This window comes from Brevibacillus centrosporus (assembly GCF_046622605.1).
Classification (GTDB): Bacteria; Bacillota; Bacilli; order Brevibacillales; family Brevibacillaceae; genus Brevibacillus; species Brevibacillus centrosporus.
Genome location: NZ_CP176857.1, coordinates 330,001 through 346,802 on the forward strand (window position 1 = coordinate 330,001; position 16,802 = coordinate 346,802).

The 16,802-nt window shown below is 43.1% G+C and carries 16 protein-coding genes and 1 rRNA gene (1 of these 17 running past the window's edge); 13 read left to right on the forward strand and 4 right to left on the reverse strand.

Going from position 1 to position 16,802, the window contains the following annotated elements; genetic code table 11:
- Positions 1–1,147, forward strand: a 23S ribosomal RNA gene (locus ACLIN2_RS31915); it begins 1,780 nt to the left of the window's first position.
- Between the two features lie 234 nt (positions 1,148–1,381).
- Here the strand turns inward: ACLIN2_RS31915 and ACLIN2_RS31920 are convergent.
- On the reverse strand, positions 1,382–1,954 hold the full coding sequence (locus tag ACLIN2_RS31920; protein ID WP_411504714.1) for a hypothetical protein: 573 nt from the start codon (positions 1,952–1,954) through the stop codon (positions 1,382–1,384).
- Between the two features lie 141 nt (positions 1,955–2,095).
- Entirely contained in the window at positions 2,096–3,025 is a 930-nt protein-coding gene (locus tag ACLIN2_RS31925) for an acetamidase/formamidase family protein (protein WP_411504715.1), read from the reverse strand.
- Between the two features lie 388 nt (positions 3,026–3,413).
- Here ACLIN2_RS31925 and ACLIN2_RS31930 point away from each other — a divergent pair, with 388 nt between their 5' ends.
- From ACLIN2_RS31930 to ACLIN2_RS31985, 12 genes are all read left to right on the forward strand, one after another.
- Positions 3,414–4,250, forward strand: a complete 837-nt coding sequence (locus ACLIN2_RS31930; protein WP_411504716.1) for a transporter substrate-binding domain-containing protein — start codon at positions 3,414–3,416, stop codon at positions 4,248–4,250.
- A 371-nt stretch (positions 4,251–4,621) separates the two neighbouring features.
- Positions 4,622–4,972, forward strand: a complete 351-nt coding sequence (locus ACLIN2_RS31935; RefSeq protein ID WP_411504717.1) for a hypothetical protein — start codon at positions 4,622–4,624, stop codon at positions 4,970–4,972.
- Positions 4,973–4,993: 21 nt separating this feature from the next.
- The gene (locus tag ACLIN2_RS31940; RefSeq protein WP_411504718.1) at positions 4,994–6,184 is read left to right on the forward strand and encodes a CHC2 zinc finger domain-containing protein; all 1,191 of its coding nucleotides are present in this window, start codon (positions 4,994–4,996) and stop codon (positions 6,182–6,184) included.
- A gap of 697 nt (positions 6,185–6,881) precedes the next feature.
- Complete coding sequence (ltrA, locus tag ACLIN2_RS31945) at positions 6,882–8,768, forward strand: group II intron reverse transcriptase/maturase (RefSeq protein ID WP_411504719.1); 1,887 nt, start codon at positions 6,882–6,884, stop codon at positions 8,766–8,768.
- Positions 8,769–8,922: 154 nt separating this feature from the next.
- Complete coding sequence (locus tag ACLIN2_RS31950; protein WP_411504720.1) at positions 8,923–9,057, forward strand: hypothetical protein; 135 nt, start codon at positions 8,923–8,925, stop codon at positions 9,055–9,057.
- Positions 9,058–9,363: 306 nt separating this feature from the next.
- Positions 9,364–11,226: a reverse transcriptase/maturase family protein gene (locus ACLIN2_RS31955; protein ID WP_411504721.1), complete on the forward strand. Its 1,863-nt coding sequence runs from the start codon at positions 9,364–9,366 to the stop codon at positions 11,224–11,226.
- 111 nt (positions 11,227–11,337) lie between these two features.
- Positions 11,338–11,631, forward strand: coding sequence for a DUF3854 domain-containing protein (locus tag ACLIN2_RS31960; protein WP_411504722.1), 294 nt, complete (start codon positions 11,338–11,340; stop codon positions 11,629–11,631).
- A gap of 69 nt (positions 11,632–11,700) precedes the next feature.
- Positions 11,701–12,111 carry a hypothetical protein gene (locus tag ACLIN2_RS31965; protein WP_411504723.1) on the forward strand — a complete coding sequence of 137 codons (411 nt, stop codon included), beginning with the start codon at positions 11,701–11,703 and terminating at the stop codon, positions 12,109–12,111.
- Between the two features lie 13 nt (positions 12,112–12,124).
- Entirely contained in the window at positions 12,125–12,337 is a 213-nt protein-coding gene (locus ACLIN2_RS31970; RefSeq protein WP_411504724.1) for a hypothetical protein, read from the forward strand.
- 52 nt (positions 12,338–12,389) lie between these two features.
- Positions 12,390–12,590: a hypothetical protein gene (locus ACLIN2_RS31975; protein WP_411504967.1), complete on the forward strand. Its 201-nt coding sequence runs from the start codon at positions 12,390–12,392 to the stop codon at positions 12,588–12,590.
- A complete protein-coding gene (locus tag ACLIN2_RS31980) occupies positions 12,587–13,129 on the forward strand; it encodes a hypothetical protein (RefSeq protein ID WP_411504725.1) in 543 nt (180 codons plus the stop codon). The genes ACLIN2_RS31975 and ACLIN2_RS31980 overlap by 4 nt, the downstream gene beginning before the upstream one ends.
- 229 nt (positions 13,130–13,358) lie before the next feature.
- Complete coding sequence (locus ACLIN2_RS31985) at positions 13,359–14,129, forward strand: TnsA endonuclease N-terminal domain-containing protein (protein ID WP_170184502.1); 771 nt, start codon at positions 13,359–13,361, stop codon at positions 14,127–14,129.
- A 290-nt stretch (positions 14,130–14,419) separates the two neighbouring features.
- Here the strand turns inward: ACLIN2_RS31985 and istB are convergent, their stop codons facing one another.
- The gene (gene istB, locus ACLIN2_RS31990; protein WP_411504726.1) at positions 14,420–15,139 is read right to left on the reverse strand and encodes an IS21-like element helper ATPase IstB; all 720 of its coding nucleotides are present in this window, start codon (positions 15,137–15,139) and stop codon (positions 14,420–14,422) included.
- Positions 15,136–16,629: an IS21 family transposase gene (gene istA / locus ACLIN2_RS31995; RefSeq protein ID WP_411504727.1), complete on the reverse strand. Its 1,494-nt coding sequence runs from the start codon at positions 16,627–16,629 to the stop codon at positions 15,136–15,138. The genes istB and istA overlap by 4 nt, the downstream gene beginning before the upstream one ends.
- Between the last annotated feature and the right edge of the window lie 173 nt (positions 16,630–16,802).

Here is a 16,802-nt window from a genome sequence, read left to right on the forward strand (position 1 = left end):
GCAGTGAAAAGGCCCAAGCGACTGTTTAGCAAAAACACAGGTCTCTGCGAAGCCGCAAGGCGAAGTATAGGGGCTGACGCCTGCCCGGTGCTGGAAGGTTAAGGGGATGGGTTAGCGCAAGCGAAGCTTTGAACCGAAGCCCCAGTAAACGGCGGCCGTAACTATAACGGTCCTAAGGTAGCGAAATTCCTTGTCGGGTAAGTTCCGACCCGCACGAAAGGCGTAACGACTTGGGCGCTGTCTCGGCAAGAGACCCGGTGAAATCATAATACCTGTGAAGATGCAGGTTACCCGCGACAAGACGGAAAGACCCCATGGAGCTTTACTGTAGCCTGGTATTGGAACTTTGTGCATCATGTACAGGATAGGTGGGAAGCTGAGAAGCAGGGGCGCCAGCCTCTGTGGAGCTGTCGGTGGGATACCACCCTTGATGTACGGAGTTTCTAACTCGTCGCCCTTATCGGGCGAGAGGACCATGCCAGGTGGGCAGTTTGACTGGGGCGGTCGCCTCCCAAAAGGTAACGGAGGCGCCCAAAGGTTCCCTCAGAATGGTCGGAAATCATTCGTAGAGTGTAAAGGCAGAAGGGAGCTTGACTGCGAGACCTACAAGTCGAGCAGGGACGAAAGTCGGGCTTAGTGATCCGGTGGTTCCGCATGGAAGGGCCATCGCTCAACGGATAAAAGCTACCCTGGGGATAACAGGCTTATCTCCCCCAAGAGTCCACATCGACGGGGAGGTTTGGCACCTCGATGTCGGCTCATCGCATCCTGGGGCTGAAGTAGGTCCCAAGGGTTGGGCTGTTCGCCCATTAAAGCGGTACGCGAGCTGGGTTCAGAACGTCGTGAGACAGTTCGGTCCCTATCTGTCGCGGGCGTAGGAAGTTTGAGGAGAGCTGTCCTTAGTACGAGAGGACCGGGATGGACGCACCGCTGGTGCACCAGTTGTCACGCCAGTGGCACAGCTGGGTAGCTATGTGCGGACGGGATAAGCGCTGAAAGCATCTAAGCGTGAAGCCCCCTCCAAGATGAGACTTCCCACAGCGCAAGCTGGTAAGACCCCTCATAGACGATGAGGTTGATAGGTTCGGTGTGGAAGCGTGGCAACACGTGGAGCTGACGAATACTAATCGGTCGAGGACTTATCCACACACTCTTGGTAATCATGCAGATCCAGTTTTGAATGAATGAAGAAGCCATTCCTTTACCTTAAAGGAGTGGCTTCTTTTTTTATGGTTCTGTTATCATTAATTGTTGATTTTCATTATTAAACTAACTGGGCAGGACACCAGCAAGGAGGAATTATAGACTTGATGATGAAGATGGGACCATTTTCCGGTAATTTTGGAAAGGACTAATTTAGGAAAATTATAAAATAATCTCTTTATATTACGAGATCAACCCAGAAGCTAAAAGCGGATGTATGAACGATTAAAGGGAATACAATAAAATATAAAATCGCGATTCGATAGGTTTGCTTCCGATCGGTTTTCAATCGGTTCTCAGCTAACTGTACAACCTCGTCTGGCGACCGTGAATCATCGTACTGATGATATGCGTCCCGTAGATATTTTTTTACTAAGTTCCGTTTGTGTGCATCGGCTGCCGATTCTGTTTTAATATAGGCCATGCAACTTGCTATCCCGAAGATTAGAACAGGAAGGAAAAAAATTGGAGTAAAAAACGTGATTAGATTAGAAAGTATATAGCCATAGAAGTAATATCGAACACTGTCATATCTTCCTTTGTCGATCAAATCAAGAGCATGTCCCACTTCATGAGCTGCCACCAACAGGGATTCTTCCTTGTGATCCTGATGTTGTTTCAGGAGAAAAATGGTTGGGACTTTCCCTTTGGAATATCTAAATTGAGAGTTTAACCTTCCTTGTTTCACGAGATAATGACTGAATCCTTCTTTCTCCAGTAGATAACGGGCAAACTGTTCTCCGGTAAGCATCCGCAACATCCTTCTTAGGTATTCTTACTAATACATATCAAGGATGCTATAGGGTTATTCCTCTTTTACTTTTTGATTTCTTACTGTTGGTCTTAGAGAAATAAAGCAGTTTTGCTTAATAAGATTCTTTTATCTTATTTTCTATAGTATGGCCTCTTTGGATAATAAGGCATGTACCCCGTTTACACCATTGACTAGCTGCGTTATATGCAAATCAACAAGAAGGCTTGACAAATTTAACGCTTCTTTTCGCTCAAAATTATACAATTCCTGCATCCAATCAAGCATTCCCTCTAAGGCAATCATCGCAGCCTCATGTACATCTTCATGGAATCCAAAGGTAATTCTCTTAAGGGGAGTTTCTGCTCTTGGGAACGATAAACATTGATCAATGACTGTGAAGGTTAAATCGACTAACTGCATTGGGCATTCGAGAGCTGGACTGGATACCTCTCCATCACCTTGAACAGCATGACCGTCACCAACAGAAAAAAGGCCACCTTCTACTGCTATCGGTAAGTATAAAATACTGCCAGGTACAAGTTCTTTACAATCAATATTCCCTCCACAGAACCTTGGAGGGTAAGTGGAGTGTATCCCTTCCTCATTTGGAGGCATGCCCATAATACCCATGAAGGGCTTGAGCCGTATTTTATGTCCTTTGTTATTAATCCCTAGATTGTTAGAAGCATCTAACTCCCACATCAAAACATACTCTGGTCCCTCGTGAAGACCCAATCTTTTGTTAATAGTATTCGGAAATCCACCTCCGGTACTCCAGCCCCAATTGCCGGTCTTAATATCGTTTATACGAATAGCCAAGGTTTTTCCTTCTCTTGCTCCATTAATATAGATTGGTCCGATCAAGGCATGGCCGCTGTCTTGTGGATGATCTCTTTCGCAGAATTTCTCTCTTACACCGTCGAATTGAAATGGACCAGCATTCCACCCGGCGTCAATAGTCTCAAAGCGAACAGTGTCACCCGAATTGATTGATACTATTGGAGTGAACTCTTTTGAAAAAGAACCGTGCAGAGTTGAACGATCTGGGTGAATAAAAAACTCCGCCATATAGACACCTCCTAATTTGTACCCCATATTATCATATATCAGGAAATGTATGGAAAACCCACTGAGGTTGTGTTTACTTTTTGAAATATTTTGCTTACAAAATTGATAGCCTATGTAAAAAGAGTCAGTCAGGACCTTTTTTGATATTTAAGTACATATGCGATTTACATGTAGTTCTTATGTTTTGTTATAAAGAACTACAGAAACACTTTATTATCGTGTTCTCTTCAACATTTGGCTACCATCTGATCGGCGAGGGTCTAAGGCTTTCATAAATGTTACTCGGCGACATACCAGGTTTTTCAGATTTTTTGTGAAGGAATTACAGAAAAAGAAGAGAATCTATCTGAATGTTTAAAAAATAAAGAAGCAATAAGGGGTTGGTATCATGAAACGCATCGGTAATAATTGGTTAACCATTGCGCTGTCTTTCATCATGCTTGTCGGCTTGCTCGTTTCCGGCACTAATGCCATGTCTGCGGAAACAAAGAAAGGTCCAGAAGTGTATGGGCAAGTTGAATCCCGACTCGATGCGATTCTGAAAAATGGCTACATCCGTGTGGGGACGACGGGAGATTACAAACCTTTTTCATACTTGAATCCGACAACAGGCGAGTATGAAGGACACGATATCGATATGGCGAAAAAACTGGCGGAAGATCTGGGTGTCAAAGTAGTCTTTGTCAAGACGACATGGCCCACACTGATGGATGATCTGCTGGCAGACAAGTATGACATTGCCATGGGAGGCATCACCCGCACCCTTGAGCGCGCAAAAAAAGCTCAGCTCTCCCGTCCGTATATCAATTTTGGAAAATCTCCGCTGATTCGAATGGCTGACAAGGATAAATATAAAAGCTTGGCTGATATCGACAAGCCAAACGTGAAAATTGGGGTAAATCCAGGAGGTACAAACGAAAAATTTGTCAGAGCAAACTTGAAAAACGCGCAGATCATCGTATTCGAGAAGATTCTGGAGATTCCCGGAAAAGTGGCCACTGGAGAAGTTGATGTAATGATCACCGACAGCATTGAAGCGAAATCGTATGCGAAAGAGGACCAACGGCTTTACGCCCCGTTGACTGACCAAACGTTTACAAAGAGCCAAATGGGAATTTTAATGCCTCGCGGGGACTTTGTCTTCGGCAATTGGGTCAATCTGTGGATGGAGGAAATGACCCTCAAAGGGGATTTGGAGAAAATAACGAATAAGTGGATGGATTAACAAGGAAAAGTAAGAAAACCTCTCAGTTAAGTAAAACGTGGGAAAAACACCCACTCCATTGGCTAGCTCCTACTGTTTGGCGTGAGTAGTGCTTATTATTAGCTCAACAAGACAGATGGCAGTCTATGACTTTAGTACGGCAGAATAAAAAAGGTCGCTGGGTAAGTGTTCCAATCGGTACGCTTACTTAGTATAATAGAGGAGTGTAATTCACTTCTCTATTATTTTTTTGATGAACCGATGTAAGGTTCTGTACCCCAGAAATATCTGGTCATGTTGATTCAGCCCGCAGGCTGGTAGGTTTTTTGTATTCTAACCCTACCTTCTCTGCGGGCTTTTTGCGTTGTCAAAAAACCAAAGGAGGACTAGTTATGAATGCAAGAGATTGGAATCGGAAGCGAAACGAGTGGCTAAGCAATGTCTTGAGCTCTCTTGCTCCCGGGTCAGAAAAACCGATTGTACTCTCGGATCACTTTTACGAACAAGGTCGTTATTATTCCAAGCGGGATATTGTCAGCTGCCTCATTACCGGCAAGTGCATTGGCTGGTCTGATGAATCCAATCAGATCGTGAGACATGATACTGGTAAAGGCGTCATCCTTGGCAGAGACTCATCCGATCAACAAATTGTGATTATCATTGGTCAAACGAGCAATGAGTATATTGTGGTTACTGCTTTTCCACCATTAGATGAGCAGAAGTACGGATGCTCGGTTGCTTAACCTACAATTGGAGGGATTACCATGCAAGCGACTAAGAAAAGAATCAGTGATGAAACCGTAAATTATGCAAAGTACCTTCCTATCCTAGATCTCATCGAAAGGATACTAATGGTACCAAGGAAGACTGGAAGTAACATTCAGATCATTTGCCCATTTCATACCGAGTCGACCCCTTCCTTTAATATCAATACCCGCGGAAACTTCTTCAAGTGCCACGGCTGTGGTGTCGGAGGGAAGGGTTCCATTGATTTTATGATTCAGTATCAATGGGGGCCTCATTTTAAAGGTGACTCTACCAAATATGTATCCGCAATTGAATTAATTTGTGGAATTATGAATGAACCTATCGTTTACGATAATGGGGCCGAAGCTATTCAAGCACAGCCTTCATCTCGTACACCAAGGACTCCCCAGCGACCGATCGTGCCAAAAGAGCCGGAGAAAGATATAAATTTGATTAAGAAAGCAAACCAGCTCCTGCTTAAGCATACGAATTTATCACCAGAGCATTTGGAGCATCTCCGCTCGGTGCGTCAGCTACCTACAGAGACGATCCTTGCAAAAGGGTACCGTAGTTTCCCCGAGAAACCTTCTCGTGTCGCTGCTGCATTAGCAAAGGAGTTGCCTACGTTAGAAGGGATTCCAGGCTTTTATGAGGCTACATCCAAACAAAAAGACCAAACATATTGGACTATGAAGGGATCCGGTGGGTTTCTGATCCCGGTGCGTAACGAAAAGATGGAAATCACCGGCTTTCAACACCGCGTAGACAAACCCAGATGGAAAGTCACGTGCGTTGATGAGAAGAATCAAGAACACAAGTTGCTAACGGCCCATCTGGATTATCAAACGATGGTTCTCACCCTCAATTGGGATGGTAAACCTTTCAATAAGGTTACGATTACAGAGCCGACGAACATTCCTGTTTCGTCAAATGGAAAGCAGATTGGCACGGTGAAAGTTAAACCACTTAACAAGTATTTGTGGCTTGCTTCGCCAGACCTCCCAAAGGGAGCAGGTGTTAAAGCAAGTTATCATATCGCCGTACCCACATCATTTCTGAAAAAGAAGATATCGCCCGTAGGTGTCAAACGCGTCGGCATTACAGAAGGCCCGCTCAAAGGTGATATCGCAGCCGAAATCCTCAATATCCCTTTTTCTTGCACACCAGGCTTAAGCAATGTGCGCACCGTTCTCGTACAACCTGTCTAGTAATAGACAACAAAAACGAGGGGACACATGTAAATGTCCTAACTTTATACCTAAATTGGCAGGGGAAGTACCTGCTTAGGATTGAAGGTTGACAATCTTACCCTAAGACTCCGACATGCTTCTGTAACTTTTACCGTACAGGGGTATGAAGCTCGGTGAAGATCGGCGAAAAGCGATGCTGTGATGCTAGCGAAGTAGTCGGGGGGCTATAAAGACACTATGCTTACTTACCAGGAATCCTCGTTTGTACGGCTCGTAAAAACCAGTGAGATGAATACGAAGTCTCACGCCCACATTAAGTGGGTCCGATCGAGGTAAATGTATTGTTGCTTGCATTTACTTCACTGAACCCCCGAAAGGTACAGTGTCCTGCGTCCTTCAACCACGGGCAAAAGGATGGTCGGCGGGTCAAAGAGGAGAGCTAAGGTGTCATGTAAAGCTAAGGTATAAGGAACAGTGGAACTTCAGAAGTGGGTGTCAATGCGGGTAAAGGGCAGATACCACTAGACAGTAGGAAATGACTGTCGAATCTGGAGGGCAGCAGCCCGTAGTAGTGTTGAAGCAGAGTAACGTCTGCGGAGCGAAGGGGCATAGTCCTATGATAAACAAGTCGATAAGTTGCTAGCTTGTCGAGGAAGCCGTTGAGCATACCTGACTAAAGCCATATGGCAATCCCTCATTAAAGGAGGTGATGCCGATGGATCAAGAATTCGACTACCCGAACCTAACTGACAAATCGCTAAGAGAACTGTTAGATGAAATGTATAGGAAATCAAAGGAAGCTAAAGAGAGAAAGCAATCCCCCTCTTTCAAAGGTCTCCTCGAGATTATTCAGTCAGAAGTGGTCATAACGAAGGCTATCCATACCCTGAAAGCTAACCGTGGGAGTAACACACCAGGAAGCGACGGCGAAATGATGCAGGAGAACATCTTACAGCATGATTACCCTCATATCATCGAACTAGTTAGAGAATCACTAAAACGCTACTGCCCGAAACCAGTCAAAAGACAATACATTGATAAACCGGGAAAAACGGAAAAGCGACCTTTAGGGATACCAACTATAGTCGATAGGGTAATTCAGGAATGTGTAAGATTGGTTATTGAGCCGATTTTAGAGGCACAGTTCTTCGCACACTCATATGGGTTCAGGAAGTACAGAGACGCTTCTATGGCTATCGCGAGAATTACAAATCTTGTACACGACACGGGATACCATTGGGTCGTCGAAGGTGATATTAGCAAATTCTTTGATAACGTTGATCACTCTGTGTTGATAAAGAAACTATGGCACATGGGAATCAAAGACCGAAGGGTGCTGATGATCATAAAGGCCATGCTAAAAGCAGGGGTAATGCATGAGTGTCAATCCAATGACGTTGGCACACCCCAAGGTGGAATTATCAGCCCACTCCTCGCTAATGCATATTTGGACACCTTCGATCAATGGATTATCAGGGAATGGGAAGAGAAGGAGACCAGACATCACTACTCTCAACAGAATTCAAGACTGAGAGCTCTGAGAGATGATGGTATCCTCAAACCAGCCTTTCTCGTTAGATATGCCGATGACTGGGTACTAATCACTAACAGTAAGAAAAACGCTGTCAAATGGAAGGATAGGATCGATAAATTTCTAGGCGATAAACTCAAGCTCACGTTATCAAGGGATAAAACTCTAATTACCAACGTGTGCTCGAAACCTATCAAATTCGTCGGCGTCGACTTTAAAGCGATTAAGAGGAAAAGTGCTAGAAAAGGCACTATTACTCGTACCAGACCTAACCTCGAAAGACTCCAACCCAAGGTAAAGGAAATACACCAGCTAATCAGAAAAATACGATACGGGTATAGTAGTGAAATTGAACACACTATACATGAAGTCAACAAGATTAATTCTAAGATTAGGGGTATTATCCAATACTACGATATGTGTACTTGGGTCCACGTGGAACTAGCTAAGTTTGCAAATCGTCTAAACTATGCTGCCTATAAATCGCTAAGGGAACGAGGCGGGAGATGGGTACCAGCAAATAAGACTGCAAACCTTCTATCTGTCCATTCCAGGTACACAACTAAAATTCCCTCTATTGAATACAGAGAGATGATGATTGGGATTACAAACATTGCATTCGCGGTATTCAAAGCGCCAAAGATGAAGAACCAAGATGAAACACCATTTACTAGTAAAGGTAGGGAACTATATGCAAAGAGGAGTTCCAGAAAGTCCTTACTGGACAGAGCGGATGAATTACTTGGGCTTCAACAATCTTGGGTGATCGGCGAACGAGTACTTAAAGGTAGAGCACTCGAGTTGTATAACTTTGAATATTACCTCAATAGACCTTTCGCCTTCAATCGCGACAGAGGCAAATGTAGGGTATGTGGAGAATCCCTCCCGACGTTTGATGTGCAAATTCATCACATCAACACGAAACTACCTATACAAGCAATAAACAAAATCCCAAATCTCGCATCAGTCCATACGACATGTCATCAGCGAATACATGATGGATTAGATTGGAGTTACTTAGGGTCGAAGGTCTGGAACAAACTAGTGAAGTTTAGGGAACAGCTCAACTAATCAACTTGTGAAGTAGGATGGAACGCCGTATGAGGTGAAAATGTGCGCCATGTCATTTCTGACCTGGAATTGTCCGATGATCGGATCAAAGCTCTTGGAAATGCTTTGAGAACAACTTCCTTACCTGGACTCGAAAGAGCGAGGGGACAAGAGCATGGAAGTAAAGCAGAGGATGATGGAAAGCTGTTATATTATGGCTCTGCAAGTTCTGCGCAATATGGTTAAGGCTAAACTGCTTGAACTTCAATCACCAGTAATGGAACCTCACATTCAGGGATACACAGCTTAAATACTCCCTGCCCCCGATATACTCAAATAAGATTTTCATTTGAGGAAATCCAAGATCGTGGGACGTTGAGTAATGAACTCAATCAAGGTGATGAGTGAAGAACCTAAGTTGCGCTAATGTTTCGGTCAGGGAGAACATGGGATTCTCTAAGGGAGGAGACTCCTAAGGGAACGGAGTTTCCGTAGTACCCAATGTAGGTCTGTAATGGATGCTGCACAAATGGACTATAACGTGTGCCATTGACTCTATTCTGAGTAGGGGAAGGGAAACAGGTAATTACGATATCAATTCTTGGAGGTATGCGAAATGCAGACTGCCGAAAAAGTATTGAATATCATCAGCGATCGAGGGAAAAGAGGTCTACCGCTTGAAAGAGTATATCGAATGCTCTTTAATAAGGAACTCTATCTGATTGCGTATCATAACATTTACGCTAACGTTGGTGCGATGACTAAAGGAGTAAACGACGACACTGTTGATGGAATGTCATTAAAAAAGATCGATGATATAGTCGAAAAACTTCAGACGGAAACGTACAAGTGGACACCAGTCAGAAGAGTCTATATTCCAAAGAAAAATGGGAAGTTGCGCCCGCTCGGTATGCCTTCGTGGTCGGATAAGCTTTTACAAGAAGTTATTCGACTTATCCTTGACGCCTACTATGATCCTCAATTCAGCGATAAATCGCATGGGTTTCGTAAAAACCGTGGTTGTCAGTCCGCTCTTGAAGCTATTCGTGTTAAAGATGGCTGGAAAAGCGTAAAATGGTTCATCGAAGGAGACATCAGTGACTGCTTCGGCAGTATTAATCATGACATTCTCACCCAGATAATGGGGCAGAAAATTCATGATAATCGTTTTCTCCGATTGATTTCGAACCTACTGAAAAGCGGGTACATGGAAGATTGGAAATATAACGTTACTATGAGTGGCGCACCGCAAGGCGGTATCCTTAGCCCTTTGCTCTCGAACATCTACATGGATCTTTTAGACCAATTCATTGAAACCACGCTAATGCCGAGATTTACGATTGGTGTTAAACGTGCTGAGAACAAAGAATACGTCTCAGTCAAGAACTTAATTCGTAAGTTCCAGCGGCAAAAGGACTGGTCAATGGTCAAAATCACCAGAAAGAATTTTCAAAGGATGCCTTCCAAGGACCCTAATGATCCTCAGTTCAAGCGATTGTACTATGTACGTTATGCCGACGACTGGTTAATTGGGATATCTGGAAGTAAGGAAGACGCAGCTATGGTAAAACATCAGGTTTGCGAATTCCTTAGCACCAATTTGAAACTATCGCTGAGTGAAGAAAAGACCTTGATCACCCACGCAAGGAATGAGAAAGCCAGATTCCTTGGATATGATATTCATGTTCTGCATTCTGACGCTAAACACGATCATCGAGGTCAGCGTAATATCAATGGCTCAATTGGATTAAGCATTCCAAATGAAAAGATTAAGAACAAAGCTAAGGAATATATGTCAAAAGGCAGGGCTACACATCGGAAAGAACGAACGATCAATGATGATTATGACATCATTAGTCAGTATCAATCCGAGTTTCGTGGCTTTGCTCAATACTATCTCTTGGCATATAACGCACACAAACTTGCGAGTTTAAAGCGGATAATGGAGCTTTCACTTGCTCACACACTGGCCAATAAGCACAAAACGACCGTCAATAAGGTATTTTCTAAATACAGTAAATACCGAGAAACTAAGGATGGAACGTATAAAGTGCTATTGGTTACGGTCGAGCGAGAAGGAAAGAAACCTTTAGAAGCTTACTTTGGAGGCATCAGGTTAGGTTATCAAGACGCTATTCGGATTGAGGATACATCTCTGACTGGCAGTATCTTCTTAAAGAGAAGCCAATTGGTGAAGAGACTTCTCAATAATACTTGTGAACTTTGTGGCTCCAAAGAAAATATTGAGATCCACCACATCCGAAAATTGAAAGACCTAACTCGAAGCGGTAGAAAAGAAAAGCCCGAATGGATGAAACGAATGATTGCAATGAACAGAAAAACACTTGCGGCATGTAACAAGTGTCATCTGTCAATCCACTCAGGTCAATATAATATCACGGAAAGAAAATCGCTGACTGATAATTACTGGCGAGCGGAGTGCAAAGGAAACTTGCACGCTCCGTTCTGGGAGGGGTAGTTGGAAAAGTGCCATCCACGGGTGGTAACTCGCTGGCTACCTACTCTACCTCACGTACGGTGTGATCCGGGGGAAAGGAGACTCCTAACGAAACGAGTAAACCGTTCGTGGATGACTCCCACCTATCGGAATTGGAGAGTTGCCGTAGAAGGTGCTCTGGCTCTTAATGCGGAAGAGTGTGTCATCTATCTGGACTCGGATGCTTTGGTGCAAAAGAAAAAGAATTATAACACTGGTGAGGATTACGAAGATATCGGTATGGCCATCGAAGGGATAGCAAGAGAGTTAGTACATGCAGGAAAGAAAGTGTTTCTTTCTGCATGGGACCAGAAGGAGGGGAAAGGAATCGATGATTTGCTTCTTAATCATCGAAAAATCCAACCAAGAATATTCCCTATTAATTAGAAAAGCAAGCGCCGTCGTTAAAGGTGCTTGCTTTCTTGTTTTCCTCCACCCAATAGGAGGTTGAGTCAATTGACCATTGCTGAAATGCTTGAGCAAGTCGGGGTAATTCTTTTGTATCGAGTGATTGGTCGACAGTCCCTTATTCAAGCACAACATGCTTGGAAACTGTTACGAAGAAATCGCCACTACGCCCATAATTTCATCTTCGAATTTACGGTATTCCATCCGAGTGATGTGGAGGCGGTGGACCTGAGGACTGTTCAAAACTGGTATAACGCCATGTTTGAATCAATCGTATTGGAGCGATTTCCGCAATTTGTACCCATCATCAATTCGAATGAGAAGCGAGCATTTCTGTATGGAAGCGTCGAGCATCTATACGGTGAGTATGGTGATAGCTATCCCTTGTATTCGGACTATAGGGAGCTGCAACAACGGCTTCTCCGATTAGAACGGCTATTACGTGTAACCGGATCATGATGGAGGGATGAACGTGGATATCAAGCAGAGGCTTCAAGTGAAAATTTTCCATAGGGAGCAAAGATGTGATGTTGGTACCAGCGATTGCATGAGCTATCCTGTCGCGTTCCTGGTATCTGGATCAGGTGACACCAAGCAGAAGGTATGTGTCACTTGTCTTGCTTCTCTAATGAACCATATAGGTAAAACAATTGACCAAGGCGGTGTAATGAAGGATGAAGAATAAAGAACATTTTTCGTTTGCGAGGAAGTTGAAGAACTATCGTTTGGGAAGGGGAATGAGTCGGAAAAGGCTTGCCCAAGCAACCCAAACATCAATCGGTAATATAGATTTACTGGAATCGGGAGTGTTGCTTCCTAGTCCTGCCTTAACGGAGAGTATAGCAGCTGCTCTCAAAATTGATTGCAAAGAGATTGGCCACTCTGGAAAAAAACCAGAGTTGACTTGCGCCTCCTTAAAGGAGGTGTTCGGATTATGAGTGCTCTTACAAAGAGAGAAGCTGAATTGATGATGGTACGCAATACTCGCATGATGAAGAAATCCAAACCAAGAAAGAAAGCACTTATTCCAGAAATCCATGATCCTTCGCTTGAGAGCAGATTCTGGGGAGAAGGACCAATTCTTCGGAAAGCGCAGCTTCGCGTCGGTGATCCCATTAAAGTGTCTGGTCATACCGAGTTTGGTGTGATCATCATCGAGCGCTGCAAGGAAGCAGAATCAACGCATACGGTGAGCAAACGAACAAGGAAGGGAATGGAGGTACCTGAGCCGGTAATTGATATTACGAATGAAACCGTTCAAATCATTCCAGCTGGGGCCAAAATAAATATTTTGGTTTACCAGGGAAAGCTGATTGTCCGCAAAGAAGTGTCATTCGATATTGTGGAGTACATCAAGCCCTCGTTCAGCAGCGATTCACTGCGTAAGCTTCGTCTCCTATCTGTGTTTTCTGGTGGTGGGACAGGCAGTGCAGCAATGGTTGATACGGGCCTGTATGAGAGTGTGATTTATATCTAATGTTGTCACTGATTATACTTATTATTGTCACCATATTATAAGTAAAAGTGACAAATCTCTTTAAGACCTGATATGACAAATCGTTGTCATATCAGGTCTTTTTAGTTATTTCAAGTAGTTGGGTTTGATTAATACATTTTTGGGGAAAATGTCAATATACACTATAATAAATATTCATAGATATATTATGTTTTGTCATAATACGTACTTTTTAAACAGGGGGAATAATGTGATTTGGAACGATAGGGATTGGGAACAAGAGGACAAAACTTATGCTCCTAAAAGAAGAGTTGACAATAAGATTAGTTGGCAGATGCCACATATTATCGGTTCTTTTCATAGTAATAAAATGAATAGGGTAGTCGAATATCATTCAATGAATGAATATTTATTTTACTTTATCTTGGAGCTGGATACTTCCGTTATTAGATACTATGTCCAGCCAATTAACATTTTGGTTCCTTTTATGGACAAGCAGGGAAACAAAAAAACATGGTCACACGTCCCTGATGTTCTCGTATTTAGAAATGGCTTTGTTCCTTTGCTTTACCAAATAAAGGAGAAGGAAGCGGTTACTACAGCCACATATGAAAAATGCAACGTTCTTTGTAGGAAGTACGCTATGGATCAGGGTTGGCATTACTCGGTTACTTACCCTAAAGTACTTCCCAAAGTAATTCAAACAAACATCAAATTTTTAGAAGGCTTCATTAAAAAACGAAAGAACGCAGATCTATGGATTCCTGAATTAGTAAGAAGGATCAATCAACTTGGAAAATCCTCAATCGTTGATCTAGCCTATGATTTTTCTCTTCGAATTGACCCCTTGTTTATCCTCCCAATCATATATCACTTGATCGCTACCGGTGTTTTTAGCATCAGTCTGCACGAAAGAATAACCGAGTACAGCGAAGTTACTAATATCCCCTTTATAAATCAATTTTCAAACATATTGATTGAGGAGAGAGTGACCAATGAAACTTCAACAATTGAAAGTTAATTCTGAGTTACTACTTTACGGAAAAAAGTTTACTGTGATTTCTGTTGATCCCCCAAATGTCATCATTAAAAGAGAAAGTGACAATGAGGTTCTAACGTTCGAGTACATAAATTTGATTAGTAACCCTACATTTATACCTGGAAAATCAATGTTAAAAAAAAGGCCGAGCAAAATATTAAAAAATTTTACTCAGTTTTAGACTCACTCTCTGAACTGTATTTGGCAAGTAAAAAATGCAGAGTTCGGCAACCATTTTGTGCATAGCCTTGCCAGGCTAAATTTTCATAATTTTAACGGTGGGAAAGAGCATGCCGAAGGCGATAGCTCTCCCCTGTGAAAGCTACGATATGAGCGTGATGTACAAGACGGTCGATCAAGGCAGCGGTGAGGCGGTTATCTCCGAAAACCGTATTCCATTGGCTAAACTCCAAATTCGAGGTCACAATTATACTGATCCGTTCATAACATTCTGAGATTAGATGAAAAAGCAGATCAGCACCGTCCTTGTGAAACGGAACAAAGCCTAACTCATCTAAAATCAATACATCAGTGTCCAGTAATTCCTTCTGAAATCGTGGAAGGTTGCCAGCTTGAAACTTGGTTTGCAATATGGAAACCAACTCTGCCACCCGATAAAACCTCACGTTTTTCCCCTGTTTACACACCTCTACACCAATTGCCGTTGCCAGATGTGTCTTTCCTGTCCCTACGGGACCAAGCAATATGGCATTTTCCTTGCGTGTTACAAATGATGCTCCCTTCAACTCCTCAATTGTTACGCTATCAGGTAACGAAATCGACTCGAAAGAGTACCCTTCAAAGGTCTTTATCTGTGTAAATCTGGCTTTCTGCAACAATCGTCGGATTTTTCCCTGCTCACGGGAACTCCGTTCCGCTGATAGTACAGCGTGAAGGAATTGAGTAGGGTGTTCAAATGGGACTTGTTCATAGGTATTCATTACATGGGCTAATCTCATCTGCTTGCAGAGCTGGCGTAATTCTTCCTTCATTTTCGCACCTCTGTCCGTTGAAGTTGATCATATCTTGTTAGATCTGGCTGATATCCAACGAAAGCAGATGGTGTACGACTGTCTTTCATAGGTGTCGGGATGATTTCTGGATGACGTAAACGGTACAGGACATGCTCCAATTGACTTGCGTCATTGTGATTTTCTTGAGTAAGACATCTTTCAATCTCTTCAACTTGATATGTTTTTAACATCCGAATCATCCAGCCGATTCTTGCTTTGCGACTTTTCCCTTCCACAGATTGCAGAAAAGCCTTTGTTTGACTGGGAAGGAAAGCAAGGACAGAACTGTAGTCGAGAGCTTTTGGCTTACTATAAAGCGGTTGTAACAGAGTTTGTAGATCAACTGGGACCGATTCATCCATATACCCTCTTGGCAGTGTAATCAGCACTTCATAGCTGTCATTCAGTACATCTACCTTGTTCCACCAATACTTCACCCATACTCGTTCGTGAGAACGAATAGAAGGAATCTTTATTGTCTTTTGATCAATGAGAACCTCACCATATCCATTGGCTTTTACGGATTCTAAACGGAAAGCTTCATAAGGTACGAGAGGGAGTTTCAGAAGTTTGATTTTCTCTTGCTCCCAAAGGTCTTGCTGTAAGATTCCCTTCGAATAATGGGATCTTCTCAAATCCTCGAGAGCTTGCTGATTGATGATTTTCTGTAGTTGTTCCAAATCATTCGCTACAGGTAATGGGACACACCAATTTCTTCGAGCATAGCCTACTTTGTTCTCAACATGTCCTTTTTCGTTCCCTTGAGCTGGGTTGCAAAAGACAGGCTGAAAGCGATAATGGAGAGCAAATCGTTGAAATTCGTCTGTAAGTTTTCTCTTTCCATCGGTTCCAATAGATACAACAGCTGCTGAAAGATTATCAAACCAAATTCGATTAGGTACTCCACCACTCATTTCAAATAACTGCCGTAACCCTTCCAAGAAACACTCGGTGTTCTCCTTCGGAGTAACAAAGACAAATGCAGCATTGCTGTAGGGGTAGGAGAGGATCAGCATTTTCCGCTCCACCAGTTCACCACCGATGATTGCTTGAAATGTTCCAAAGTCCGCCTGGGCTTCTCCCCCTGGATGTTCTAAACGAACATAAGGCTCCGATTTTTCGATTTGCAGTTCTGATTTCCGTTTGGCAACATAGTACCGTACGGTGCGGTCTGATCCTGCAAAGTCAAATTCGGAAACAAGACGATCATAGATACGTTTTGCTGTATGGCGTTGTTTTTTGGGGCGGGTTTGATCTTCTATAAGCCAGGTATCCACTTGCTCACGGTAAGCTTCCATGATAGGGAATTTTCCTCGAAGAGGAGGCTCTGCTTTGTTCCAATCCGAACAGTCTGCATATTTCTTTGCCGTTCTCCAGCTAACACCAAGTTGTTCTGCAATATGGGAGATGGATTGATCTTTTACATCTCGTAAGTATTTGATATAGTGTTGTTGAGCCATTGCCAGCATTCCTTTCATCCCTCTCCTATCTGTTCCGCAAATAGAAGAGTAGAGGGTTGTTTAGTTAGCTGGCAAGGCTTTTTTCATTTTCGGAAATAGTCTGCACTTTTCGGTTGCCAAAGCGTGTACTTTTATTTTGCCAAACACACTCTGAACCGTTAAGACAAAAAGTCTCAGAGCGA